This window comes from Mucilaginibacter sp. P2_A4, assembly GCF_056405015.1.
In genome coordinates this window covers 456,450-479,937 of record NZ_JBFUCX010000001.1, presented here as the reverse complement: position 1 = coordinate 479,937, position 23,488 = coordinate 456,450, and the positions used below count along the sequence as shown (strand labels likewise).

Sequence of the window (23,488 nt, the reverse complement as noted above, 5' to 3'; positions counted from 1 at the left end):
CACCTGGAATCTGAAATCCGCGTACCTATTTCGCAATCGCTTTTTTCGCTTTTGAAACTTTAGCTTTTACCGATTTATCAAAATTTTCCATAACCAGTACCGATGCGCCAATCAGTTCGGCATCAAAACCGAGCTCGGATACCAGCAGTTCTGTACCGGCCGAAAGCCTTGGGATACAATATTTATGAATAGCCTGTTGTATAGGCGCCATTAATATTTTGGCAACCTTTGCACCACGACCGCTTAATACAATAATAGCGGGGTTCATAATATGCACCAGGATGGCAAGGGCCTTCCCTATTTTATAACCTGCATCTGATAACAGTTCAATAGCAAACTGATCACCATTGTTGGCTGCTTCCAGTATAGCATCACCCATCAATTTAGAGTGATCATTAATATTGTATTTCAAACTGGTAATGCGTCCTTGTTTAATACCGGCAACTGCCTTTTGGGCCACTACCAGCAATGATGCTTCAGCCTCCAGGCAACCGCGCTTGCCACATTCGCAAAGTGCTCCATCCTCAGTTACCGGGATATGGCTTAACTCACCGGCAAAACCATTATGGCCCCTGAACAACTTTCCGTTCACGATCATCCCAAGACCTATCCCCCAGCCCAGGTTAATAACCATTACTTCTTTTTGAGCTTTGGCAATACCAAACTTTTGTTCGGCAAGAGCTATCAGGCTCGAATCATTATCGATGTAAGTATCTATCCCTGTTTGATCGGTAAAATATTCAGTAAGGCTTTGTCCACCGGCATCAAGATAGGTGTAATTGATACCTTCGGTTACATTTACAAAGCCCGGCATTCCTATACCTATCCCGGCTATTTTATCTTTTGCGATATCTGTTTGTTTAATATAAATATTGATTTGCTCAAGCAATTGTCCCAAAGCCTCACTATTATTCAGGAGCTTCAACTCAAAAGTAAGCATATCGGCTACCGGGTTGTTGAGCAGATCAAAAAGCTGGATACGCGCCGTAAGCTGATCAAGCGCTATTGCCAGTATATACATGGCATTAGCTTTTACCGAATACATCAATGGCCTGCGACCACCGCTTGACGGGGCGTAACCGTCTTCAACTACAAAGCCTTCGTGCATCAATTCATTTATAGCTTTAGCTATTGACGGAATGCTTTTATCAAATAACTCGCTCAGTCCGGCACATGACATTGCTTTATTAAAGTAAAGCTTTTTGATAATCATGTTTTTTAGCTGACTGCCCCTCACACCTTTATTTTCGGGTTCCATTCAATAAGTAATAGTTAATGATTTTAAAAGGCCAAGCCTAAGTAATTAAAGTTTATAAAAATATAAATAAAGTATCATAGTACAACTGTAAATATCACAGTTAGTAAAACTGATTAGCCGGCAAAAATAATCAAATGAAATAAATTGGAGATATTGGTCGCTCATAATTTACATACAAGCATGTTCGAGCTGTTCTAAGAGGCTGTCTAAATTTGATTCATTAACACATATTTGTGCGTCATTGCGAGGTACGAAGCAATCTCAAAGCTGTACAGAGGGGCTCTACAAGGTCGCTCTAACTATGTAGAGATTGCTTCGTACCTTACAAATCCTCAAGGTTATATATTTTGTCCATCAGCTTATTTTTCCTTTTGCATAAACATCCACCGCTGGCCCTCCAAATCGGCGGCGCGGTAACGGGTGCCGGGGTAACCTTCTTCCAATACAGATAAAATGGTTGCTCCATTGCTTTCAGCATGTTCATAATGCTGTTTTACATCATCTACATAAACCAATACACCGTTAATAATGTAAGGAACGCCGTAAGCTTTAGCAGCTATACCGCAATTTTGAATATGATGTTTCGGGCTTTGGTAATCGGGAGTTGGTTCGGCCAGCATAATTATACTGTCGCTCATGGCTATCTCACCATGGCTCAGCCTACCGTTCTCGTCCACCATCCGGGTTACTTCAGTAAAACCAAAAACCTTGCATAACCATTCCATGGCGGCTATGCCATCCTCATAGGCCAGCATAGGTATTATTTGTTGGTTTGGTGTGCTCATTATTACTTTAAATTAAGTCATTTTCTTCTTCTTTTAGCCGCCCCTTTTCAAATCACGAATCACTTTATAACAACTTCCTTTTTCATCACAGTGATAAAAAAGGAAGCTGCATTATTTGATGCTAAAAGTGTTTTACTTTTTACCATCTGCCCTATTCCACCTCAAACTCCTTTTTCAGCTTAATATCTTCCGATGAACTGCCTATCATCACCATAAACTTACCTGGTTCAACTGTCCAGTTCATGTTTTTATCCAGCAGGGCCAGATCATCCGGGTGCAGGGTGAATTGCACTGTCTTTTTTTCGCCGGGTTTAAGATTGATGCGCTCAAAGCCGCGCAGATCGTATTCGTAAGTGGTTACGCTGCTTATCTCATCTTTAAGATATAGCTGTACCACATCATCGCCGGCGCGGGCACCGGTGTTGGTTACATCTACACTTACCTGCACATCGCCCTGCGCGTTTTCTTTTTCGGGAGATACTACAATGTTACTGTATTCAAATTTAGTGTAGCTTAAGCCATAGCCATAAGGGTACAAAGCACCATTTACACTGGTTTTGCCCCAGCTGTTCTGGCCACCCTGCCCAGCCTGGGCGTTTGGCTTAAACGGAAAATTAAACTCAATTTGCCCCGTGGTTTTAGGGAACGTAATAGGAAGCTTACCGCCCGGGTTGTTATCGCCAAAAAGGGTTTCGGCAATTACCTGCCCACTTTGTACGCTTGGAAACCAGGCCTCCAAAATAGCCGGCACATATTTATTCTCCCAGTTGATGGTAAGCGGCTGCCCGTTTATCATCACCATTACCACTGGTTTGCCGGTAGCCTGTAAGGCCTGTATCAGCTTCAACTGACGGCCCGGAAGGTTCAATCCTGTGCGCGACAGACTTTCGCCTACCCTATCTACATCCTCGCCCACAACGGCTATAATAACGTCGGATTGTTTTGCCTGGACTACAGCAGAATCTATACTTGCCTGCTCCTGCGGGGTTAACGGTGTTTCAATGATCTCGCTTTCGGGCCAAGTGGCATCAATCATATCGCAGCCTTTGGTATAGTTTACCTTTACCCCTGCGCCAACATAGTTTTTAATCCCATTTAATACGTTAGTTACCGGGTTATGTGAGGGACCGTACCTGCTAATGGCATAATTAGTTTCGGTAGCCAGCGGACCGGTCACCAGTATATTTTTAAGCTTACTTTTATCCAAGGGCAACAAATCGCCTGCATTTTTTAACAACACCATAGACTCCCGGTTCATTTTAAGCGACATCGCAGCATCATCTGCAGTGTGTACAATTTTATCAGCCGCCTTTGGGTCTTTCACATAAGGGCTATCAAACAAACCCAACCGAAATTTTACCCGTAGTACATCCCCAACCCTGGAATCGATGATCTTCATCGAGATCTTATTTTCTTTGATCAGCTCCCGGAGAGGCAAAATAAACGTTTGTGGCATCGTGAAATTGGTGCGCACATTAAGACCGGCCTCAACAGCCTGCCTAACGGCTTCTTTGTAGTCGGCAGCTACGTGGTGTTTAGAGTACAGGAACTCAACAGCCTCGCTATCACTCACCACATAGCCGTTAAAGCCAAATTGCTGGCGAAGTAACTGTGTTAAAAAGTAATAGCTGCCGGTTACAGGCACACCATCCCAATCGTTATAACTGCTCATTACGCCCATTGGATGCGCTTCCTGGATTACCCGTCGAAAAGGATATAAGTATACCTGGTGCATTTCTCTCGGCGCCACGTGCGGATCGGTACGGGCACTGCCATCGCGCCCTCCCTTGGGTACGCTATAAACCGCGAAGTGTTTTAAGGTTGATGCAACGCCTTCTTCCTGGATCCCCAGCACCATTTGCTTGCCCATTTCGGCAATATGGAAAGGGTCCTCTCCGTAACACTCCACCACACGGCCCCAGCGCTGATCACGGGCAGGATCAAGTATGGGGGCGTAAACATTAGTATATCCCAAAGCTTTTGCTTCGCGACCAACCGTTTGCCCGGCCTGGCGCACCAGTTGCTTATCAAATGTGCTGCCTATGCCTATAGGTGCCGGTAATGGTGTTGCACGATCATGATTTAAGCCATGGATACCTTCATTGGTAAAATCTACCGGAATGCCCATCCGGGTTTCTTCAACAAACCATTTCTGGATAGTATTTATAGCCGACGCATGTTTGCTGAATGGAAATGAATATTGTGTTGGCGCATCATCAGTATGCGAGGTAAGGTTATTCAACTCTTCATCAATATTGGCTATGCCATCTTTCCATATCTCGTTTTTCCAGTTGGGGATGGGCATTTCATCTTTAAGTACGCGCTTGTAGCCGTACAGGGTAGCCATCTGGCAGGTTTTTTCCTCAACATTCATTTGGCTTAACAGATCGGCAACCCGTTTATCAATGGGTTGTGATGCATCTTCAAATAAATCCATCTTACCATTCTTATTAAAATCTATCCAACCCTTATGGTAAATATTTTTTTGTTGTGCCGATGCCGTCAGGCAAAGTCCGGCAGCCAGTGCCGATGCCATGCAGATGCGTGGCAGGTAATACTTTTTTCTCATGTAGATGAATTGCGGTTAGTATTTCAAATATAGGAGATTATAATAATGCATTGTATAAATAACACTAAGGTGTAGAGAAAATGTAGAGGCCCCCCCCAACCCCCTAAAGGGGGAGTTTTTAATTGGCGTTGTGTATAAAAGCACAATAAATTATTCTTAGACTTTTGCACCCCTTCACGGGATGGGGCGCTACAGCGTTTTTTTAAAAAAGGCCACAGCCAAACTATCTATCTTCAAATGCACGGCATGCCTATCTTTTAATCCTCTGTCTTTTGTCCATTAGTCCTTTGTCTGATAATCTTTTATCAATTTATTAAAATAAATTAAAATGTTTTCAATTCACAATCGTCTCTATCTTTAAAGGAATAATAAATTGATAACCGCCGTAATGCCCGAAGACAAAAACAGTCACATTATACATACAATAAAAGCGTATGGTAAAAGCCTGTTGAGTTTTATCCGCCGGAGGGTAAAAAATGATGCTGATGCTGAAGACATTCTGCAGGATGTATGGTACCAGTTCAGCTCGGTGATTAATTCTGAGCCTATTGAACAAACAAGCGCCTGGTTATACCGTGTTGCACGCAATAAAATAACCGATAAACATAAAAAGAAAACAGAGACGCTGTTGGATGATATGCTTGCCACTGATGAGGACGAGGAGGAAACAGAAAACTTTAAAGCTATCCTGTTTGCCGAAACCAATACCCCCGAAACAGAATACTTGCGCAACCTATTTTGGGAGGAATTATTTTTAGCACTTGATGAATTGCCTGACGAGCAGAAACAAGTTTTTATATGGCAGGAACTGGAAGATGTTCCGTTTGAAGAGATCGCTAAACGTACCGGGCAAAACATTAATACTTTAGTATCCCGGAAACGTTATGCAGTGCTTCACCTCCGTAAGCGGCTTAAGCAGCTATACCTTGAAATTACAGAATATTAAAAGATTTAAAACATTAAAAGACAATGAAAAGAACATTTTATAAATGGCGGTTCATATTTATACCCATCGGGATAGCCGCTTTCCTAACGCTCATCAGCTTTGTGGTGATGCAGTTATGGAACAATTTATTACCGGGAATTTTACATGTTGGCGCTATTACTTTTTGGCAGGCCATGGGCATATTCATTTTATGCAAAATACTGTTTGGCTTTGGCAAAGGAGGCAAGCCCGGATGGGGCGGCGGCGGTAACCCATGGATGCGTAAACGGATGGAAGAACGCTTTAAAAACATGAGTGCCGAAGAACAGGAAAGATTTAAAGCCAAAATGCGCGATCGTAATTGCGGTTGGGATAACCATGGCCGGTTTGGCCGCCCATGGGATAATTTTAACCCGGAGCAGGAAAGCAAAGAAAAACAGGACTAATGAGTAGTAAATGGTGAGTGGAGGGCAGCAAGCTTCTTCACTCACATTTACTTACTGATACTTGATACCATTTACTTGATACTAAAAAACTACCTATTATGGATGTACTGGTATTTACAACAAATGTTAAGGAAAAAAAGCAGGTGAGCAAGGTAACCACCCTGCTCACCAAAGTTCCGGCAATTGCCCAATGGAATTTTGACCTGGAAGATTGTGACAATATACTGCGGATAGAATCCGATGGACTCTCTCCCCGTTACATTGAATGGCTGTTAATAAGAGCCGGCATCCATTGCCGGGAGCTTGAATACTAAATTTGCGATGACTCCTGCTTTAGAACGTGCACTAATCCGCTGGGTGCTCATTATTTTATGTGTTCCGGTGCTTGGATACTTTTATGGACCAATTGAAAACCGACTATACGCAACAACGCCGGTTAAATGGATATTTTTACCCATGATTGTGCTATCTGCCTTTTGGCTGTGGAAAGGGCATTGGTTAAAAAGTAAATTTAAAAACCCAATGCGCTAATCTACTTTTTAGCCGGGCTGTTAATCTCTATCCAATACCCATCAGGATCCTGGAAATACAACTGTAACACACCGTCTTTTCGTAAGGTTGGCTCTTTGCTATCGCCAATCCAGTTACTGTAAGGGATGTTTAGCTTATCTAATGTTTTAGCAAATTCTGCTACAGATGTAACCGAAAAACACAAGTGCTCTGCCTTAATATGCGCACCTGCGCAATTACCCTGTATGGCATGTAATTTCACATGGTTACCCAGGCTATACCATTGGTGCACAGTATCGGCAAATGGATTTGATACTTTTTGCAAATGCATAACATTGGTATAAAAGGCGGTACTCTTTTTAAGATCTTTTACACAAATTGCAATATGATCAACCACAGGCACCACATCTGAGCCTGATTGGGCAAAGCATAAAACAGGCAATAAAAACATACTCATGGTTAACCCAAGTATAACTTTTTTGGGATTACAGTTTTGGAGATTACTAAAAAGGCTCATTTAAGTTTTTGGTTTTAAAAACTTAAAGATATGTGTTTAAGTAACACTAAGATTAATAACACAGAAATATTACTTAGTAGGATACCTGCTGCGTTATATTAAGGTCGGGTACAAAATTAACCGTGTTATTCGTGTTCCAATCGTCAATATCAATTAAGCCTGCGCGGGTTTGGTAGTGGCCATTATCATTGGGGCATTTAACAACATACAATCCATCTGCTGCCGGCTCAATTACCGGCCGTGCCCCACATATCTTACAAAACTTGCAGCAGATGGTTTTTGGTATGTTGATATAACCCCTCATATACTATTGTTTACGTGTAATATTGGTATCTGGTTGCTCTAAATACAACTTTAAATAAAGAAATATGTTCTGGCATTTATTCAGCTAAATGGTAGCCTGTCAATTAACTTAAATAGGCCGGTTTGATATTAATTGTTTTTATTTACATTTATAATGATGCTACCCGATACCGAACAACTAAAAATTACTTATAAAAATTTACCTGATGATAAGCTAATGCGCCTGGCTGTTGCCGAAGCAACCAGCTTAAGGCCCGAAGCACTTGAAATATTACAAGCCGAGATTAAAAGCCGCGGTTTGGATAATGACATTGTAAACAGTGTAAATGCCCAATTGATTGATACCGGCAGTAAGGAATTTGATGATTACATTTCCCTTATCCGCAACCAGCCCTGCCCTGCCTGCAAAAATACTCATCAGCCGTTAAATGCGGCAGTAATTGGCACGGTAAAAAGCTTCATACTGCTAACCCGATACAAAAAGAAGTTAATGATAGCCTGCCCTACCTGTTTACAGCAGGCAAACCAAAGCGGTACCTCTACTACAGCTTTGTTAGGATGGTGGGGATTGCCATGGGGCATTATAAGGTCAACACAGGCATTGATCAGCAACATCAAAACAGCAAAAAAAATCAAGTCGACTGAGCCAACCGATACACTGATCGCATTTGTAAAAACAAACATCGGCATTATTGAAAGCCTCCGTAAAAACAAGCAATCATTACAAGCTATGTTAGATAGTGTAAATAAGCGATAATACCCTTAAACAATGAACGTGCATAAACCAAACCAATCGGCCATTATATATACAGTTATTCTGGCCCTGATAGTTTGGTTTTCTATAATTTTGCAGTTTTTTATCTCCACCCAGGCATACCTGCATGACGGCCGAACCTTTGGAGGAGCCGTTGTACAAATATTTAGCTATTTTACTATCCTGAGCAATATACTGGTTGGATTATGCCTCTTTGCTATAACACTGAAATCAACGTCGGCATTTCAAAAGTTTTTCACAAGCAACAGCTTGATTACGGCAACAGCACTTTATATAACCATTGTTGGATTGGTATACAATACTGTTTTGCGGGGATTATGGTTACCGAAAGGCTTATTCAGAGTTACGGATGAGTTAACACATGCTTTTAATCCATTGGCGTTTGTAATTTTTTGGCTGTTTTTTGTAACGAAGGAAAAACTAATTGTGTTACAGGGATTAAAATGGCTTTTGTTCCCATTCTTATACCTGGTTTATGTACTTATTCGCGGCTCCCTATATCACTTTTATCCATACCCTTTCCTGGATGTTGACAAATTGGGTTATCAAAATGTAGCAATCAATTCCGCTTTTGTGATGATTGCTTTTTTGATTTTTGGTTTGGTGTTTTTTTTCCTTAATAACAGTATATCATCCAAATCGGCTGCATCAAATAACCCTGTGGTTTAATATCCCCCTAATTAAAAACCCTTCAAAACAGTATTGTAACATTTTAGTAGATGAACCTGCTCAAATTAAACTATGAGTATCAGCCTGTGTTTAATCTGTATATCTATTAAAAAGTTAAAATACAGTTTATGAAAACTAAAATATCCCACTCCATAGCACTGCTTTTATTGGCAGCAATAGGCCTTACAAGTTGCTCTGTGGAAAACCGTGAACACAGAAGGCACCGCCATCAAGAACAAGTACGAGTACACGAACGCGTAATTATCAACAACTAATTATTTTAAAACTATATAAATCAATAAAAAATGAAAACCATAAAAGTATTAATGATAGCCATCATAGCTTTGTTCACTTTTGAAGGAGCAAAAGCGCAGGTTGTAGTAAAAACAAGGGTAAGTGCACCTGTGCATCGCCATTATTATCACCGCCCTTACCACAGAGCTGTTGTGGTAACCAGAACCATACATCGCCCGCGTTATCACAGAGCAGTTGTAGTTAGGCACAGGCCGGTTGTGGTTAGGCATGCTTATTACCATCCGCACAAACGTGTAGTTGTACGTACCGTTACCAGGTAATTTTAAAGAAGCCCATAAAAGCAAAAAGCCCCGCGTTTTAAAACGCAGGGCTTTTTGCTTTTATGGTATATTAACAGGCTAAACCTAAATTTTGTGATAATGCTTAATCGTTCCAGAAATGATTAAACGGCGATGATGGCCCAAGTTTATTTTTAATAAATATATCGTCCTCTTTTTGCAGGCAATGGTTTGTATAAACGTCCTCATCGGCGTTTACTTTAATAATGCTGCCTTCAATGCGTTCAACAATGGTTGATATAGTAATAACTTCGTTGTCGGGGATTTGAATTGTTAATATTGCCATGGGTATTGATGTTTAAAATGGATAATCAAAAATATGTGTTTGTATTTAAAGCTTTGTTTGATGAAAGTAAAAATTAATCATTTGATTAACTTTTATCTTTAAAATGTAAATCATAAACGCCACGAGCTTAAAGTGTATTATTAATTACTGTTGAGTTTAACAAACTTTAACAATAACCGGGGCCTATCCCCTCAACCAGTTCCCTCTCCATTCTTTTTGAAACAGACCGAAATGGGGCATCGAAGCTAAATTTTACCGCCGCAATTGCCTATCATTTACTAAATTGCCTATCTATACCCTATATTTATGCACGGCAGTGGTTTTATTAAAGTATTTCTAATTATTTCGGCTATCAGTTTATTGTTTGACTGGTATGTTTTTGCCGGGCTGAGAACCCTAACCGCCAACTGGGCATCTCTACTCTGGCGTAATATTGTTTTATGGGGATACCTGTTAACGTCTGTTGGCGTAACCGTACTTCTGTTAATTGGCTTCGGCGCCTTTAGCACAGCAAGTGGCATGCGGCCTTTTCATGAATGGATCCTGAGTTTATTCCTCACCTTTTTTGTAACCAAACTGGTTTTCATAATCGTTTTGTTTTTGGGCGATATAGGCCGTTTTTTTGTGGGTTTGTTTAACCTGGCAAGTGCCAAAGGTAGCGTATCGCCATTCCCTGCCAGGCGTAAATTCATTAGCCAGGTAGCGGTATTGGTGGCGGCAGTGCCATTTACCTCTTTTTTTTACGCGATGTTTAAAGGTAAATACGATTATAAACTGCACCGTACCACGTTATATTTTGATGACCTGCCCGATGCTTTCGACGGCTTTACCATTACCCAGCTATCAGATATCCACTCCGGAAGTTTTGATAATACCGGGGCTATGCAAAAAGGCATCGATTTGGCTAAAGCGCAAAAAAGCGACCTTTTTGTTTTCACCGGCGACTTAGTAAACAATTCTGCTACAGAAATTGAACCCTACATTGATAGATTTGGCGCTATAAAAGCCCCGTACGGCCAGTTCTCTATATTGGGCAACCATGATTATGGCGATTACATTCAATGGAACAGCGCACAGGAAAAAGCAGCCAACCTTGTTAAGTTAAAGCAACACCACCAAGCTTTAGGGTATCGGCTCCTGTTGGACGAAAACGTGACCATAGAAAAAGACGGTCATAAAATATCACTTATTGGTATCCAAAACTGGGGCCGTGGTTTTGCACAAGTTGGCGACCTTAATAAGGCTTTGCAAGGTGTACCAACTGATGCCTTTAAAGTACTGCTATCACATGACCCCACCCATTGGGAGGAGCAGGTGCGTTACAACCCAACAAACATTCATCTTACATTATCAGGCCATACGCATGGTGCGCAGTTTGGCATAGAGATCCCGGGCTTTAAATGGAGCCCCGTTAAATACAAGTACGTTGATTGGGCGGGCCTTGCTAACGAAAAAAACCGATACCTGTATGTAAACCGCGGCTTTGGCTTTTTGGCTTTCTCCGGCAGGCTCGGCATCTGGCCCGAGGTTACAGTTATTGAGTTAAGGAAAAAGGCATAACATAATCCTGAATTTTCAGGATCATCCTTTTAGTTCTGCCACAATAATTTCGTTGCCATAAAGATCATAGCAATGAAAAAAGCTATAATCATCAGCATAAACAGGAGCTTGTTTTATTTTAACGTTATTCGTCGTTAATTTTTGATATAACGCATTCAGGGCATTGGTATACATTACAAATACAGGCTCTCCATTGGTTTGATTGCCAACCCGGTTATCTGCAGACTTTAAGAACCATATCCCTGTTGCAGAAACATCATCAAAACCCACATGTAAAAAACGCTGGCCTTCTGTTGTGGTATAGTCAACCAACACTTTACAATCAAAGTTTAACTGGTAAAATTCTAAGGCATCTTCATAATCATTAACGAGGATAACGATTCGGCCGATTTGGTTTTTTATTGGCATTTTAGGTTAGGTTTATTGATCAAATATAACAAAGTTAATTTATGGCAAGGTTTTTATGCTTATCTCCATAATTATAAATTAACCATCAACATTATGGCAACTCACAACGTAAAAAAGATAGGGAAACAGGAAACAGAAGTACAAACCGTACATTCTGCATGGGAAGTGATGAAACCCTTTGTTCATTTTGGTTTAAAAGCTACCGGATTAATTGCAAGTACATTAATCACTATTGTTAAAAACATCCCTAAGCCAGATAACCACAAACAACCTGAACGTAAGAGCAATAAGATCATCAAAATCTAATCTGTATTCAAAACTATAATAATTAATCTGATATTCCACAGGGGTATATTCACCTTTTACACCGTATTTTAACGGTGTAAAATACGGTGTTTTCACGGGTTGACCACGCTTCATATATTTCAGAGATTTGACGTCATCAATCCTTTGATATTTACAACATGCCCATACAAATAACAGGTATTCACAAAACTAATAATGAGTATGACAATCCATACCTGTCTATCAATTCATTGATGTGGGTGGATGATAATACTCAAAACAGGGGCATTACCACAAGGGACGTACTTTTTGATTGGATAAATGATAACGGCATGGCTTACATTCTTGATGATGAAGGCAATAAATTCAATCTTATTACTGCCACAACAAAAAGTGGCTTTAAATACGTAAGGACCGTTCTCGACGAAACAAAATCAGACAAACTGCTAAATTTTTTGGCACCAAGATAATTAATAACAAACCTAAACCTTCGTTTTTTACACCTAAACCTTACCTATGTACACCCGTCATGTTTTGACGGGTGTTTTTTTATGCAATGATATTTGAGGTTCAATCTCCTAAAACGTTATATGCTTTGCCTCAGGACCAATAAAACTAAATTACCATCACCGTGTTTATCAGGAACATGGATCGTTTACAACAAAAACTCGAAAAAATTGGTCGTGACCCCAAAGTGACAGCAAAAGCTGTTGGCTTGCGATATGTATCAGACTCCTTGCCGGGGTATACCCGCAAAAAAGCCGGCAAAGGGTGGTGTTTTTATGATGCGGATGGCGCGTTGGTTAAGGATGCGGAACTAATTTCGCGCTTTAAAAAGCTGGTAATCCCTCCTGCTTATACCAATGTATGGATCTCGCCATATGTTAATGGGCATCTTCAGTTTACGGGTACTGATGCAGCCGGGCGTAAACAATATCGTTATCATGCAGGTTGGAACCAGATCCGTAACCAAAGTAAATATCATCGCCTGCAAACTTTTGCTGAGTATCTGCCCGCTATTCGTGAACAGGTTGATAAAGATCTTAACCGGCACAAGCTTGATCATGAAAAAGTGGTGGCTCTGGTAGTACGATTAATGGAGCTAACCAGCATCCGTGTGGGTAACGAATCATATAAAAAATTGTATGGCTCGTTTGGTTTAACCACTTTACAAAACAGGCATGTTGACATTAGCGGTTCGAACATTAAATTTGAATTTAAAGGCAAAAAAGGCGTTTTTCATAAAGTTGCCCTGCAAAGTAAAAAGCTGGCCCGACTGGTGAAACAATGCCGCGACATACCGGGAAAAGAACTTTTCCAATATTATAATGAAGCCGGTGAACGCTGCAGTATAGGCTCGGGCGATATCAATACTTATCTGAAAGAAATAACCGGCCAAGATTTCACCGCTAAAGATTTCCGTACATGGGCGGGTAGTGTAAGCGCCTTATATGCATTTAAAGAAGCCGGCGAATTTGACAGCATAACTGAATGCCGTAAAAAAATAGTAAGCGTATTAGATGAAGTAGCCATCAACCTGGGTAATACCCGTACTGTATGTAAAAAATACTATGTACACCCAACGGTAATAAAAAGTTACGAAGAGGGAACCATTTTTAAATATATCAGCGAGATTAATGAGCAGGAAGATGTAAAAGCCGCCGAGCTTAACCTGGCCGAAAAAGCCTTATTAAAACTCCTTGAAACAGAAAAACTGGCCGTGGCCAGTTAATTTCTTGTTTACAATAAGTTATGTCGATTTAGATTTGGCCAGCTGGGTTGATTAAGTTTAGAGAAAGAACTTTCATTATTAACTATTAACTGATCCTAAATCAACTTAATCTAACCCAGTCGGCCCCCTCCCTGATCTTTATTTTTTCTTCTTTAAGCTAATCATGATAACACCTTGTTTGGCTTTGTCGCCATACTTTTTTACTGCGGCATCATCTTTTAAAACACTCACGTTATCAATATCATTGGGATTAAGGTCTTTCATTCCTTTTGATGAAGCTTCTTTACCATCAATCAGGATCAGCGGACTTGCCTTTGTGCTATCAGCGGTTTTACGAATGTAGATTACACGAGGGCTGGTCGCCGCCATTATGGTATCATTAACGCTTTTGCCGTTTACTACAATTGTTTTAATTGCCGGGCTGGTGCTCCAACCGCTAACTGTTGCCGTTGAAGTACCGTTGGCGTTAATTCTTTTAGTAATGGTTACATTTTTGGAAACAGCGGCTGTAGTCCCAACTACCTTTGCAATATCGCCTTCAGCGTTATCATCCTCAATTGTGTTGGCGGTAACGGAATTGGTAACAACCCCATTTATTTTGATATCTGATTTAATTACCTGATTATTTTTACCAGCAATAATTACTTTGGTAATTGATTTTCCTGAAACGCCTGGAACACGGGGTGTAACGTTATAATTATAATAAACGGTTTTTGCTTTTCCAGCGCCATCTTTCAATGTATCGCTTACAATTTTAAAGTCGCTAACCATAACTTTTTGTACATCTCCCTTTAAGTCCACATCAGGAAAGCTAGTAGCTGTAGCAACATCCACACCTGGGTGAACCTTTAAATAACTATCCAGCTTTTCCTTTAATTTTTGTCCTGCTACGGAGTTTTTGGTAGTTATAAACACAACCTGCACATTTTCCTTATACTTCTCCTTAATGAATTGCGCAGCCTGCTTACCATCTAAAACATAAGTGCCCGTGATACTATTAGGATCAACATTTTTTGCGTTTCCCTTTACTCCATTGATATAGTACACCGAAGTATCGCTGTCTGTTATTACAGTAAAGGTTGTTTTTGAAGTATCCCCTTTTACCGGTTTTGAAACGAGTTTAAGTGTATCGGCTTTCTTTGCGATAGTGACGTGTATAGCATTTGTAAATGGCTTAACTGCATTTGCGAGGGTAATTTTAATAGGTTTCACAAAATCGGCCTTTGAAATACTGAAAACCAGCAACAGTGCAACAACTGCCGGCACTAAAAAAGCATAGCGGGTTAGGTTTATTTTTGAAGATCTTTTAGCATTCATCATGATGATACGTTTTTTTATGGTTGATAAATTGAAATGATTAACTATGCCAGGTTGGGTATTATTAAAACTTACCGAAACCAGGCTATACTGATAAGTTTTACTATCGATGCCTTTTTTAAGGATCTTTTGATCGGTTATGAATTCAATATTTTCGCGGATGGCTTTTTTCATGAGCCAGATACCGGGGTTAAACCAGTAAAAAATACTGCTGAACTCGGCCAATAAAATATCGGCTGTATGCCATTGGTTTACGTGCACCTGTTCATGTAACAATATGGCCTTGAGGTCAGTTGGCTCGTGGTTGGCAGGGTTTACAAAAATACTTTGCCAGAACGAGAATGGCGCTATATCCTGATCCATCACCCTTACATGGTGGTTGCCAATGGTGGCCGGTTGTGAGCTTTTATATAACCGGTATAAAGAAAACAATTGTATAAATAACCGTACGGCAAGGAAGGCCGCCCCTACCCAGAATATTACTTCTACATAAAACCAATAGTTTGGGTTATCAACCTGTTTTACCAGCGCCTGCGCCGGAGCCTGCCAGTTAATTACAACCCGTTGAACCGGCCGGGCCAAAGCCTGGTGCTGCTGAACAAAATCGTTCAGGTTTATCCTGGGGTAAATACTTGCAAACAGAATAGCCGTAAGCAGATAAAAGCGGTTAAGGGTATAAAAGGTAAGATGCCTCAATACCAGGTAATAACCAGCGCAAAACAATAACAAAGCAACATTTACTTTAAGCAAAAAAACAAACAATGCTGGCATGGCTTTATGGTTTATTGTTTTTCAATCAGTTTAATAATCTCCTGCAGATCACTGGCGCTCAGTTTCTTTTCTTTAGCAAAAAAAGTAACCAAATCTTTATATGAGTTTTGGAAGTAATCACTCACAAAACCACTCATAAAGCGCTTTTTATATTCCTCCTCCTTTATGGCAGCGCTGTAACGCAACGAGTTTCCCATTTTTTCACTCTTCAAAAAACTTTTGCGTTCCAGGTTTTTTATGGTTGAGGCCAGCGTGGTATATGGTGGCTTGGGCTCGGCCATCTGGTCAAGAAAATCTTTTATAAAACCAGCACCGCTTTGCCATACTGCCTGCATAGCTTCCTCTTCCTGTTTAGATAATTTTTCCATACTAATTACGATTGTTTCGTAAAGCTACGAACATTTCGTAATTAACAAAATAATTTAACAATTTTTAACGAGGCGGGCTTTTTGTTATAGCTAACTTATGGAACTTGTCCCGGCACCCCACATGCAAAGTATGCAATAGAGAAGATACAGGTAATGATTACCTGTACTGTATAGAGTGCCGAAACAAGTTCGGCACAACCTCTGGGTCAGAAGAATTATAAAAGTGTGCTAATCTATTTTAATCCCCTTATAGTACTCAGCAGCCTTATAATCCTTACGAAGCGGGAAACCTTCCCATTCATCGGGTAATAATATGCGGCGCAGATCGGGGTGATTGGTGAAAAAAATACCTAAAAGGTCGTAAGTTTCGCGTTCATGCCAGTCGGCAGTTCGATAAACGCTGGTTATACTTTTAAATTCAGGGAGTTGATCACTTTCGCGGTCATGTGGTTTGCTTATTTTTAATGTAAGCTGTGTTTTATAGGGGATTGATGTTAAATGATAAACCACGCCGTAGCGGTTAGTTTCATCATTATAATGTACCCCACTAATGCTTGATAGGAAATCAAAGTAGGTTTCGGGATTGTTCCTCAACTCCAGGCATACGATGTCAATATCATCAGGATTAATAAGCAAGGCGGGTTGCAGCCCGCCAGTTTCTTCGCCTGTAATTACAGCCTCACCAAATTTTTGGATGAGTAATAATTTGATATCGTTAAACATCATGGAGCCAAACGTACTTTTTTCCAGGTCTTTTTATCGGTTCTTTTATAAAGGATACGGTCATGCAATCTGCTTGGCCTTCCCTGCCAAAACTCTACCATTTGTGGCTTTAAAATATAACCGCCCCAGTATGATGGCTTTGGCACTTCCTTACCTTCATATTCAGTTTCCAGTTGAGTCATTTTCTCCTCCAGCGCGCTACGGTCATCAATCTCCTGGCTTTGCGGCGACACCAAAGCGCCTAACTGGCTGTCTTTTGGGCGCGAGTGGAAATACCTTTCAGATTCCTCCTTGCTTAGTTTTTCGATAGTACCTTCAATACGTACCTGGCGTTCCAATTCGCCCCAGAAAAAAGTTATAGCTCCCTGCGGATTTTTGGTGATTTCTTTACCTTTACGGCTTAAGTAATTGGTATAAAACACAAAGCCCGCATGATTAAAGCCCTTTAATAAAAGTACCCTTGCTGATGGCTTTCCTGTAGATGTGGCAGTAGCCAGTATCATTGTATTAGGTTCTGGCAATTCTGCGGCTAAGGCTTCGTTAAACCATTGTTCAAACTGGTTTATCGGGTCGGCTTTGGTGCTATTTTCCAATAAAGTTGCGGCAGAATAATCCTGCCTTAAATTTTGTAATTCCTGCTGATCCATTTGTGCAAACTTACAAATTAATTAATCCGTATACATTGAATACAATTCATTTTCATAAATGAACATATTTTTATTATGATTGTTGTGTCATTTAAATATAAACCTTTATGCTAAGTCTTATTTCGGCTGCCGCAGGGCGTTTACTTATTTCGGAACCATTTATGATGGATCCGAACTTCAAAAGATCAGTTATTATACTAACCGAATTTTCACCCGATGGCGCTATGGGCTTTATTTTAAACCACCAGGGCGAATATATGCTTGGTGATGTATTGCCCGATGTTTCCTATTCAGAAATGCCGGTTTATGAAGGCGGCCCGGTAGCTAAAAACACATTGCATTTTATACACTGTGTTCCCGAAAAGCTTGAAGGCGGTATCGAGATTGCCCCAGGCTTATTCTGGGGTGGCGATTTTGAAGTGGTAAAAAAACTGGTTGGCAATTACCAGCTTAATGAATCCGAGATCAAATTTTTTGCAGGCTACTCTGGCTGGACCGCGCAGCAGCTGGACGAAGAGATCAATGCCGACAGTTGGATAGTATCTGATAAATTTAAAGCCGAAAGCCTTTTCAGCAACGACGAACATAATCTTTGGAAAGAGGTAGTAATTAATTTAGGTAACCGATATGCCCATATTGCCAACTTTCCAGAAAACCCGGCTTTAAACTGAGTTGATAGTTGAACGTCTATTTTGTCTGAACCAGAATTTACAGAATTAAAGAATTTTCAGAATTTTGACTAACTTGGTTGGCCTCTCAAAAAAACTGCAAACTGCAAACTGCAAACTGCAAACTGCAAACTGCAAACTGCAAACTGCAAACTGCAAACTGCAAACTGCTAACTGCTAACTGCTAACTGCTAACTGCAAACTGCTAACTGCTAACTGCAAACTGCTAACTGCTAACTGCAAACTGCTAACTGCAAACTGCTAACTGCTAACTGCTAACCTTCCATTTCCTTTGCAGATTCCTCTACTTTTTTCTTCAGATCTTCTTTAAAATCAATAAGGTTCTTAACAAGGTACTCATCGGCTGTTGACAATATCTGCGCTGCCAGTATACCTGCATTTTTGGCGGCGTTCAGCGCTACCGTAGCCACCGGAATACCATTGGGCATTTGCAGGATAGACAGGATAGAATCCCAGCCATCTATGGAGTTGCTTGATTTTACAGGCACTCCAATAACAGGCAAGTGTGTTAATGACGCCACCATGCCCGGCAAATGTGCTGCACCGCCGGCGCCCGCAATAATCACCTTTATACCACGATCTGCAGCTGCACGTGCGTAGCTGAACATCCTATCTGGTGTGCGGTGTGCCGATACCACTGTAATTTCGTAATCAACACCTAATTCTTTTAATACATCGGCCGCATCCTGCATAATATGCAGATCGGATTTGCTGCCCATGATGATGGCTACTTTTGGTTCTTTATTGTTCATGGTTCATGGTTCATGGTTCATGGTAAAACGCATTAGATGGAATTTCTAAGTGCTGTGATTTTCTTTACCAATACCTCGTATTCATTATATAATAATCTAAAATTATCTTCATCAATATATACTCTTCTCTTTGCAATAAAAAGACAACTTACTACTTCTATCGCTGATCGTAACGAGTATCCTAAAAATAACTTAAAAACTGCTTTGGTTTGACCAGTCGAACCTTCTGCTATATTTAGAACAACCGAATCGGCGGCTCTTTTTATCTGCGATGTTAAAATATAAATTTCTTCTTTAGGAAAAGTTTTAGTGAGCTGATTTATTTGTTCATCCAAATCCATAGCTTTTTGCCACACCTGAAGATCCTCAAACCTAAATGCCATTTATATTTTTTACTAAACTATTACTCCAAATTAATTCAAGACACATTGTGTTCTAACTTGCTGCTACCATGAACTATGATCAATAAACCATGAACCAAGTTAACTTATCACTTTAAGCGTCTTCTGCACAAATCTCGCCTTCTCAATTGCTTTCTCCCTATCTATATCAACAATCGTAACATGCCCCATCTTCCTGAATGGCTTGGTCAATGCCTTGCCGTACAGGTGGATATATACTCCCGGTACCTTCATTACCTTCTCTATGCCCTGGTAAATTGCAGGTCCTTCGTAGCCGGTTTCGCCCAAAACGTTTACCATAATGGCGTTGTTCAGGCAGGCGGTATCACCCAATGGCTGGTTAAATATGGCTCGTAAATGTTGTTCAAACTGCGAAACCACATTACCCTCAATAGTTTGGTGCCCGCTATTGTGCGGACGTGGGGCCAATTCATTCACCAATATTTTGCCATGTTTATCTAAAAACATTTCTACAGCCAGTAAACCAACAATTTTCAGGCTTTCGGCTATCTTTTTGGCTATTTGCTCGGCCTGTTGATGTATCTCAAAAGGCAAGGTTGATGGCGATATCAAAAATTCCACCAGGTTTGCTTCGGGATTAAACTCCATTTCTACCAGCGGGAAAGCGCTCACCTCACCGTTTTCATTACGGGCAACTATAACGCCAATTTCCTTTTCAAAATCAATCCATTTTTCAATCAGGCTCGGCTCTTTAAAAGCTTTATCGAGGTATGTTGCATCAAGCACTTTGTAAACGCCTTTACCATCATAACCATCCCGGCGCAGCTTTTGTATGTAAGGGAACGGGATGTAGCTTTGCTGTAACTGTTGTGGCGATGATATGATCTGAAAATCAGCAGTCGGAATATCATTTTCCTTAAAAAACTGCTTTTGCAAACCTTTATCCTGTATCAGCCTGATAATGCGCGATTGCGGGTAAACCATCACCCCTTCTTTTTCCAGCTGTTCAAGTGCATCCACGTTAACCTTTTCAATTTCGATGGTTAGCAGATCAACAGTTTTACCGAAATTGTAAACGGTTTCATAATCGCCCAGCGAACCTACAGTAAACTCATCGCACAGTTTTCGGCACGGTGCTTCACGGTCCGGATCAAGAATTTTAACCGTAACATTATAATTTATAGCCTGTTGTATCAGCATGCGCCCTAACTGGCCGCCGCCCAAGATACCCAATTTTAGATCTCCGTAAAATGCTTTCATTTGATGTTGCAAGTTTACCTGAAATCTTTCAAAAAGCCTATTTTTGCTTAAACATCTATAGCTATACCCGCCTTTTTACCGTTAAATAATAAAAAACCGAATGAACTATCATAAAAATAGCGCCGGTAAGCAAGTAAACAACTTTATCTGCAGGCTGCAGCTTCATGGTCATAGAAGTTGCTAAAAATGCGATTGAACCTGAAAAATACAATGGTAACCTAACCGTAAGATTATTCCAATAAATGGGATTTACCAGGAATAGCGCCGGCAACGACATCACGAACACTATAATATTTAAAAAGAATATATCTTCAAAAATAACAGGCAGCACATGGCTGTAGTCTAACCCTTTTTGCTTTATAGCATAATAAATACTGGTCGCCGCTATTGATAAAATAAGCGAGAATATAAAAGTTTTAAAAAGTTGCTTTGGAAGTCCTTTCATACGTGATCTGTTGGGGCAAAACACTTTAATGTGATGCCTGTTATTATTTATTATGCAAATAAATGAATCAGCGGGCGTAAAGCTTTAATATAAATGTCACAAATTGGCTGATAAAGTATCGCCGCCCATTTAAAGCCTTTAAAACGGCTACCTTTGCGCCGTTTTTTACTATTATATATTTTCTATGAAAACCAAAATAGCAGTTGCCAATGGTGATGGGATAGGCCCCGAAATAATGCAGGCCGTACTAAACGTTTTTGAGGCAAACGATGTACAGCTTGAATATGAATTTGTTGAGATGGGTAAATCCTATTTCGATGCGGGACACTCCACCGGGATGACGCCAGAAGCTAAGGAAACCATTGAAACACTTGGCTTATTATTTAAAGGCCCTATGGAAACGCCAAAAGGCAAGGGTGTAAAGAGCATCAATGTAACAGCCCGCAAAGTGTGGAACACTTATGCCAACCAGCGCGATTTTCGCAGCCTGAACGGCGTTGATACCGTTTTCTCTAAAGCAGGCATCCCTATCAATTTAACCATCATCCGCGAAAACATTGAAGATACTTACGGAGGTATTGAGCACTTGCTGACGTATGATGTGGCCGTTGGCAGGCGTATAATCACCCGCCCGGGGTCTGAACAGGTTATTCGCTATGCGTTTGAAATGGCCCGCCGCAAGGGACTTAAAAAATTAGCCTGCGGCCATAAAGCCAATATCATGAAACTTACCGATGGCCTTTTCCTTGAAGTTTTCCAGGAAATAGCTAAAGAATACCCGGATATTGAGGCCTCGGATATTATTGTGGACGATTTGTGCATGAAACTGGTAACCCGCCCGCAAACTTTTGAAGCCATCGTATTAACCAACCTTCAGGGCGATATCGTATCTGATCTGTGCGCAGGTTTAGTTGGTGGTCTTGGTTTTGCGCCATCAGCCAATATTGGCGATAATATATCCATTTTTGAAGCCGTACACGGCACCGCACCGGATATTGCGGGCAAAGGCATAGCTAACCCAACGGCGTTGTTGTTATCGGGCATTTCGATGCTACGTTTCCTGGGTTTTTCTAAAAATGCGGCTGATATCGAAAACGCGTTATTATATACCTTAGAGCAAGGTGTGCATACCGGTGATTTTGGCGATAAAACTATTCCTGCATCAAATACAAATAGCTTTACAAATGCCATTATTGCCAACCTGGGTAAAGTACCTGCAAGCGGAGGCGTGTTTTCAAATCCCGACTTAGCAGTAAAGGCCGAAAAAATACAACCTTTAAAAAACAAGCTTACAGCTACCAAAAACATCAAAGAAGAAATGGTTGGTGTTGATGTTTTTGTTGAATCAAAGGTACAACCTGCCGCACTTGCCGAGATCGCAAAAACTGTACTTACAGATAACTTCGACCTGGTGATGATCTCCAACCGAGGCACGCAGGTATGGCCCACAGGATCTATCTACACTGAACTGGTGAACGAATACCGTGTACGCTTTGAAAAGAAACCAGGTTTGCAAATAACCCAAAAAGAACTGCTCCACATAGCTGCAGATTTTTCTGAAAAAGTAAAAGTTTGTTCGGTTGAGTTCCTCATGAAATTCGACGGTAAAATTGGCTACACCCTGGCACAGGGCCAATAAAAATAGACACCAATTTCACAAATTGAAAGGTAATTTACACGAATTTATACTGATGTATTGGAATAAATTCGTGCAAATTACCTTTCGTATAATTTAAAATCATCAGTGCAATTAGAGCCAATCTCAATTCGTGAAATTCGATACAATTAGTAAAATTCGTGTTTACTGAAAACCTTTTATGTAATTATTAGTTATAATAAATACAATAACTAACTAAATATATAACTAAAAGGAAATTATCAGGAAAAACTGCTACTCATTTACATTTTATTTACTAACAAGATCAAAGAAAGATGAACATGAAAAAGTCAGTTTTAATTGCCGTAGCCTCATTAGCTATTGGATTTTTATCGAACAACGCAATCGCACAAACACAACAACAGGATACTACTGCTAAAGCTGCTCCTGCAACTACCCAGGCAGCGACAGCTGCCTCATCAGGCGATGTGGTAGGTGTATTGGCCACTACTACTGATTTTGCGCCATTGGCACTGGCTGTAAAAACTGCCGATCTGGAAGCTACCTTAAAAGGCCCTGGCCCATTTACCATATTTGCACCTAACGATGTAGCTTTCAGTAAAGTACCTAAGCCAACCATGGATGACTTAACTAAAGATCATGCTAAACTGGCTAAATTGCTAAAATACCACGTAGTAGCAGGTAAATATACCAAAGCCGATATTATCAAAGCATTAAGTGCAGGCAAAGGTAAAGCCTCATTAAAAACCATCGATGGCGAGGTGCTTAACTTATCTGTTAATGACAAAAGCAATTTACAGATTGTGGATGCAAAAGGAAATGCCGCGCAGGTAATATCTTTTGATACTATGGCATCAAATGGTGTTGTACATGGATTAAACGGCGTATTAATGCCACAATAAAGATTTTCAGTCC

At 40.5% G+C, this 23,488-nt stretch carries 29 protein-coding genes; 14 read left to right on the top strand and 15 right to left on the bottom strand.

Annotation, left to right across the window (positions count from 1 at the left end):
- Positions 1 to 25: 25 nt before the first annotated feature.
- From AC1DYB_RS01855 to AC1DYB_RS01845, 3 genes are all read right to left on the bottom strand, one after another.
- The gene (locus AC1DYB_RS01855; RefSeq protein WP_477431937.1) at positions 26 to 1,258 is read right to left on the bottom strand and encodes an ROK family protein; all 1,233 of its coding nucleotides are present in this window, start codon (positions 1,256 to 1,258) and stop codon (positions 26 to 28) included.
- Positions 1,259 to 1,617: 359 nt separating this feature from the next.
- Complete coding sequence (locus AC1DYB_RS01850; protein ID WP_477431935.1) at positions 1,618 to 2,043, bottom strand: VOC family protein; 426 nt, start codon at positions 2,041 to 2,043, stop codon at positions 1,618 to 1,620.
- Positions 2,044 to 2,194: 151 nt separating this feature from the next.
- Positions 2,195 to 4,612, bottom strand: a complete 2,418-nt coding sequence (locus AC1DYB_RS01845; protein ID WP_477431933.1) for a glycoside hydrolase family 3 N-terminal domain-containing protein — start codon at positions 4,610 to 4,612, stop codon at positions 2,195 to 2,197.
- A 373-nt stretch (positions 4,613 to 4,985) separates the two neighbouring features.
- Between AC1DYB_RS01845 and AC1DYB_RS01840 the strand changes: the two genes are divergently transcribed.
- The 4 genes from AC1DYB_RS01840 to AC1DYB_RS01825 all read left to right on the top strand — a co-directional run bounded on the left by AC1DYB_RS01840 (position 4,986) and on the right by AC1DYB_RS01825 (position 6,514).
- Positions 4,986 to 5,558: an RNA polymerase sigma factor gene (locus AC1DYB_RS01840; RefSeq protein WP_295716603.1), complete on the top strand. Its 573-nt coding sequence runs from the start codon at positions 4,986 to 4,988 to the stop codon at positions 5,556 to 5,558.
- A gap of 23 nt (positions 5,559 to 5,581) precedes the next feature.
- Positions 5,582 to 5,983, top strand: coding sequence for a hypothetical protein (locus AC1DYB_RS01835; protein ID WP_477393672.1), 402 nt, complete (start codon positions 5,582 to 5,584; stop codon positions 5,981 to 5,983).
- A 98-nt stretch (positions 5,984 to 6,081) separates the two neighbouring features.
- Positions 6,082 to 6,297, top strand: coding sequence for a hypothetical protein (locus AC1DYB_RS01830; protein WP_477393674.1), 216 nt, complete (start codon positions 6,082 to 6,084; stop codon positions 6,295 to 6,297).
- 7 nt (positions 6,298 to 6,304) lie between these two features.
- The gene (locus AC1DYB_RS01825) at positions 6,305 to 6,514 is read left to right on the top strand and encodes a hypothetical protein (RefSeq protein ID WP_477431930.1); all 210 of its coding nucleotides are present in this window, start codon (positions 6,305 to 6,307) and stop codon (positions 6,512 to 6,514) included.
- 1 nt (position 6,515) lies between these two features.
- Here AC1DYB_RS01825 and AC1DYB_RS01820 read toward each other — a convergent pair whose 3' ends face one another.
- On the bottom strand, positions 6,516 to 7,010 hold the full coding sequence (locus AC1DYB_RS01820) for a VOC family protein (RefSeq protein WP_477431928.1): 495 nt from the start codon (positions 7,008 to 7,010) through the stop codon (positions 6,516 to 6,518).
- 73 nt (positions 7,011 to 7,083) lie between these two features.
- Positions 7,084 to 7,314 carry a hypothetical protein gene (locus AC1DYB_RS01815; protein WP_477393679.1) on the bottom strand — a complete coding sequence of 77 codons (231 nt, stop codon included), beginning with the start codon at positions 7,312 to 7,314 and terminating at the stop codon, positions 7,084 to 7,086.
- Between the two features lie 153 nt (positions 7,315 to 7,467).
- Here AC1DYB_RS01815 and AC1DYB_RS01810 point away from each other — a divergent pair, with 153 nt between their 5' ends.
- From AC1DYB_RS01810 to AC1DYB_RS01800, 3 genes are all read left to right on the top strand, one after another.
- Positions 7,468 to 8,070, top strand: a complete 603-nt coding sequence (locus AC1DYB_RS01810; protein WP_477431926.1) for a hypothetical protein — start codon at positions 7,468 to 7,470, stop codon at positions 8,068 to 8,070.
- A 12-nt stretch (positions 8,071 to 8,082) separates the two neighbouring features.
- Positions 8,083 to 8,757 (top strand): Pr6Pr family membrane protein, encoded by a 675-nt coding sequence (locus AC1DYB_RS01805; RefSeq protein WP_477431924.1) that lies wholly within the window; start codon positions 8,083 to 8,085, stop codon positions 8,755 to 8,757.
- 305 nt (positions 8,758 to 9,062) lie between these two features.
- On the top strand, positions 9,063 to 9,332 hold the full coding sequence (locus tag AC1DYB_RS01800) for a hypothetical protein (protein ID WP_295716615.1): 270 nt from the start codon (positions 9,063 to 9,065) through the stop codon (positions 9,330 to 9,332).
- 103 nt (positions 9,333 to 9,435) lie between these two features.
- On the opposite strand, the gene AC1DYB_RS01795 is transcribed toward AC1DYB_RS01800, so the two are convergent.
- Positions 9,436 to 9,636, bottom strand: coding sequence for a hypothetical protein (locus tag AC1DYB_RS01795; protein ID WP_295712994.1), 201 nt, complete (start codon positions 9,634 to 9,636; stop codon positions 9,436 to 9,438).
- A gap of 306 nt (positions 9,637 to 9,942) precedes the next feature.
- On the opposite strand from AC1DYB_RS01795, the gene AC1DYB_RS01790 reads away from it, so the two are divergent.
- Positions 9,943 to 11,196, top strand: a complete 1,254-nt coding sequence (locus AC1DYB_RS01790) for a metallophosphoesterase (RefSeq protein ID WP_477431922.1) — start codon at positions 9,943 to 9,945, stop codon at positions 11,194 to 11,196.
- Between the two features lie 21 nt (positions 11,197 to 11,217).
- Here the strand turns inward: AC1DYB_RS01790 and AC1DYB_RS01785 are convergent, their stop codons facing one another.
- Entirely contained in the window at positions 11,218 to 11,604 is a 387-nt protein-coding gene (locus AC1DYB_RS01785; protein ID WP_477431920.1) for a VOC family protein, read from the bottom strand.
- A gap of 93 nt (positions 11,605 to 11,697) precedes the next feature.
- On the opposite strand from AC1DYB_RS01785, the gene AC1DYB_RS01780 reads away from it, so the two are divergent.
- From AC1DYB_RS01780 to AC1DYB_RS01770, 3 genes are all read left to right on the top strand, one after another.
- On the top strand, positions 11,698 to 11,910 hold the full coding sequence (locus AC1DYB_RS01780; RefSeq protein ID WP_477431918.1) for a hypothetical protein: 213 nt from the start codon (positions 11,698 to 11,700) through the stop codon (positions 11,908 to 11,910).
- A 158-nt stretch (positions 11,911 to 12,068) separates the two neighbouring features.
- The gene (locus AC1DYB_RS01775) at positions 12,069 to 12,359 is read left to right on the top strand and encodes a DUF3892 domain-containing protein (RefSeq protein WP_295712983.1); all 291 of its coding nucleotides are present in this window, start codon (positions 12,069 to 12,071) and stop codon (positions 12,357 to 12,359) included.
- Between the two features lie 161 nt (positions 12,360 to 12,520).
- Positions 12,521 to 13,621: a DNA topoisomerase IB gene (locus AC1DYB_RS01770; protein ID WP_477431916.1), complete on the top strand. Its 1,101-nt coding sequence runs from the start codon at positions 12,521 to 12,523 to the stop codon at positions 13,619 to 13,621.
- Positions 13,622 to 13,759: 138 nt separating this feature from the next.
- Here AC1DYB_RS01770 and AC1DYB_RS01765 read toward each other — a convergent pair whose 3' ends face one another.
- The 4 genes from AC1DYB_RS01765 to pdxH form a co-directional block, all read right to left on the bottom strand.
- A complete protein-coding gene (locus AC1DYB_RS01765; RefSeq protein WP_477431914.1) occupies positions 13,760 to 15,709 on the bottom strand; it encodes a M56 family metallopeptidase in 1,950 nt (649 codons plus the stop codon).
- 11 nt (positions 15,710 to 15,720) lie between these two features.
- A complete protein-coding gene (locus AC1DYB_RS01760; protein WP_477393694.1) occupies positions 15,721 to 16,077 on the bottom strand; it encodes a BlaI/MecI/CopY family transcriptional regulator in 357 nt (118 codons plus the stop codon).
- 228 nt (positions 16,078 to 16,305) lie between these two features.
- On the bottom strand, positions 16,306 to 16,803 hold the full coding sequence (locus AC1DYB_RS01755) for an NADH-quinone oxidoreductase subunit C (RefSeq protein ID WP_477431912.1): 498 nt from the start codon (positions 16,801 to 16,803) through the stop codon (positions 16,306 to 16,308).
- Positions 16,800 to 17,447: a pyridoxamine 5'-phosphate oxidase gene (gene pdxH / locus AC1DYB_RS01750; protein ID WP_295712971.1), complete on the bottom strand. Its 648-nt coding sequence runs from the start codon at positions 17,445 to 17,447 to the stop codon at positions 16,800 to 16,802. The genes AC1DYB_RS01755 and pdxH overlap by 4 nt, the downstream gene beginning before the upstream one ends.
- Positions 17,448 to 17,554: 107 nt before the next feature.
- Between pdxH and AC1DYB_RS01745 the strand changes: the two genes are divergently transcribed.
- Positions 17,555 to 18,118 carry a YqgE/AlgH family protein gene (locus AC1DYB_RS01745; RefSeq protein WP_295712968.1) on the top strand — a complete coding sequence of 188 codons (564 nt, stop codon included), beginning with the start codon at positions 17,555 to 17,557 and terminating at the stop codon, positions 18,116 to 18,118.
- 272 nt (positions 18,119 to 18,390) lie between these two features.
- Here AC1DYB_RS01745 and purE read toward each other — a convergent pair whose 3' ends face one another.
- From purE to AC1DYB_RS01725, 4 genes are all read right to left on the bottom strand, one after another.
- Complete coding sequence (gene purE, locus AC1DYB_RS01740) at positions 18,391 to 18,888, bottom strand: 5-(carboxyamino)imidazole ribonucleotide mutase (protein ID WP_477431910.1); 498 nt, start codon at positions 18,886 to 18,888, stop codon at positions 18,391 to 18,393.
- Positions 18,889 to 18,920: 32 nt separating this feature from the next.
- Positions 18,921 to 19,271, bottom strand: coding sequence for a four helix bundle protein (locus AC1DYB_RS01735; protein WP_477431908.1), 351 nt, complete (start codon positions 19,269 to 19,271; stop codon positions 18,921 to 18,923).
- Positions 19,272 to 19,370: 99 nt separating this feature from the next.
- Entirely contained in the window at positions 19,371 to 20,510 is a 1,140-nt protein-coding gene (locus AC1DYB_RS01730) for a 5-(carboxyamino)imidazole ribonucleotide synthase (protein ID WP_477393701.1), read from the bottom strand.
- A 61-nt stretch (positions 20,511 to 20,571) separates the two neighbouring features.
- Positions 20,572 to 20,955, bottom strand: coding sequence for a hypothetical protein (locus AC1DYB_RS01725; RefSeq protein ID WP_477431906.1), 384 nt, complete (start codon positions 20,953 to 20,955; stop codon positions 20,572 to 20,574).
- 184 nt (positions 20,956 to 21,139) lie between these two features.
- Here AC1DYB_RS01725 and AC1DYB_RS01720 point away from each other — a divergent pair, with 184 nt between their 5' ends.
- Both AC1DYB_RS01720 and AC1DYB_RS01715 read left to right on the top strand, forming a co-directional pair.
- Entirely contained in the window at positions 21,140 to 22,594 is a 1,455-nt protein-coding gene (locus AC1DYB_RS01720; RefSeq protein ID WP_477393705.1) for an NADP-dependent isocitrate dehydrogenase, read from the top strand.
- 299 nt (positions 22,595 to 22,893) lie between these two features.
- A complete protein-coding gene (locus tag AC1DYB_RS01715; protein WP_295712952.1) occupies positions 22,894 to 23,475 on the top strand; it encodes a fasciclin domain-containing protein in 582 nt (193 codons plus the stop codon).
- Positions 23,476 to 23,488 lie beyond the last annotated feature (13 nt).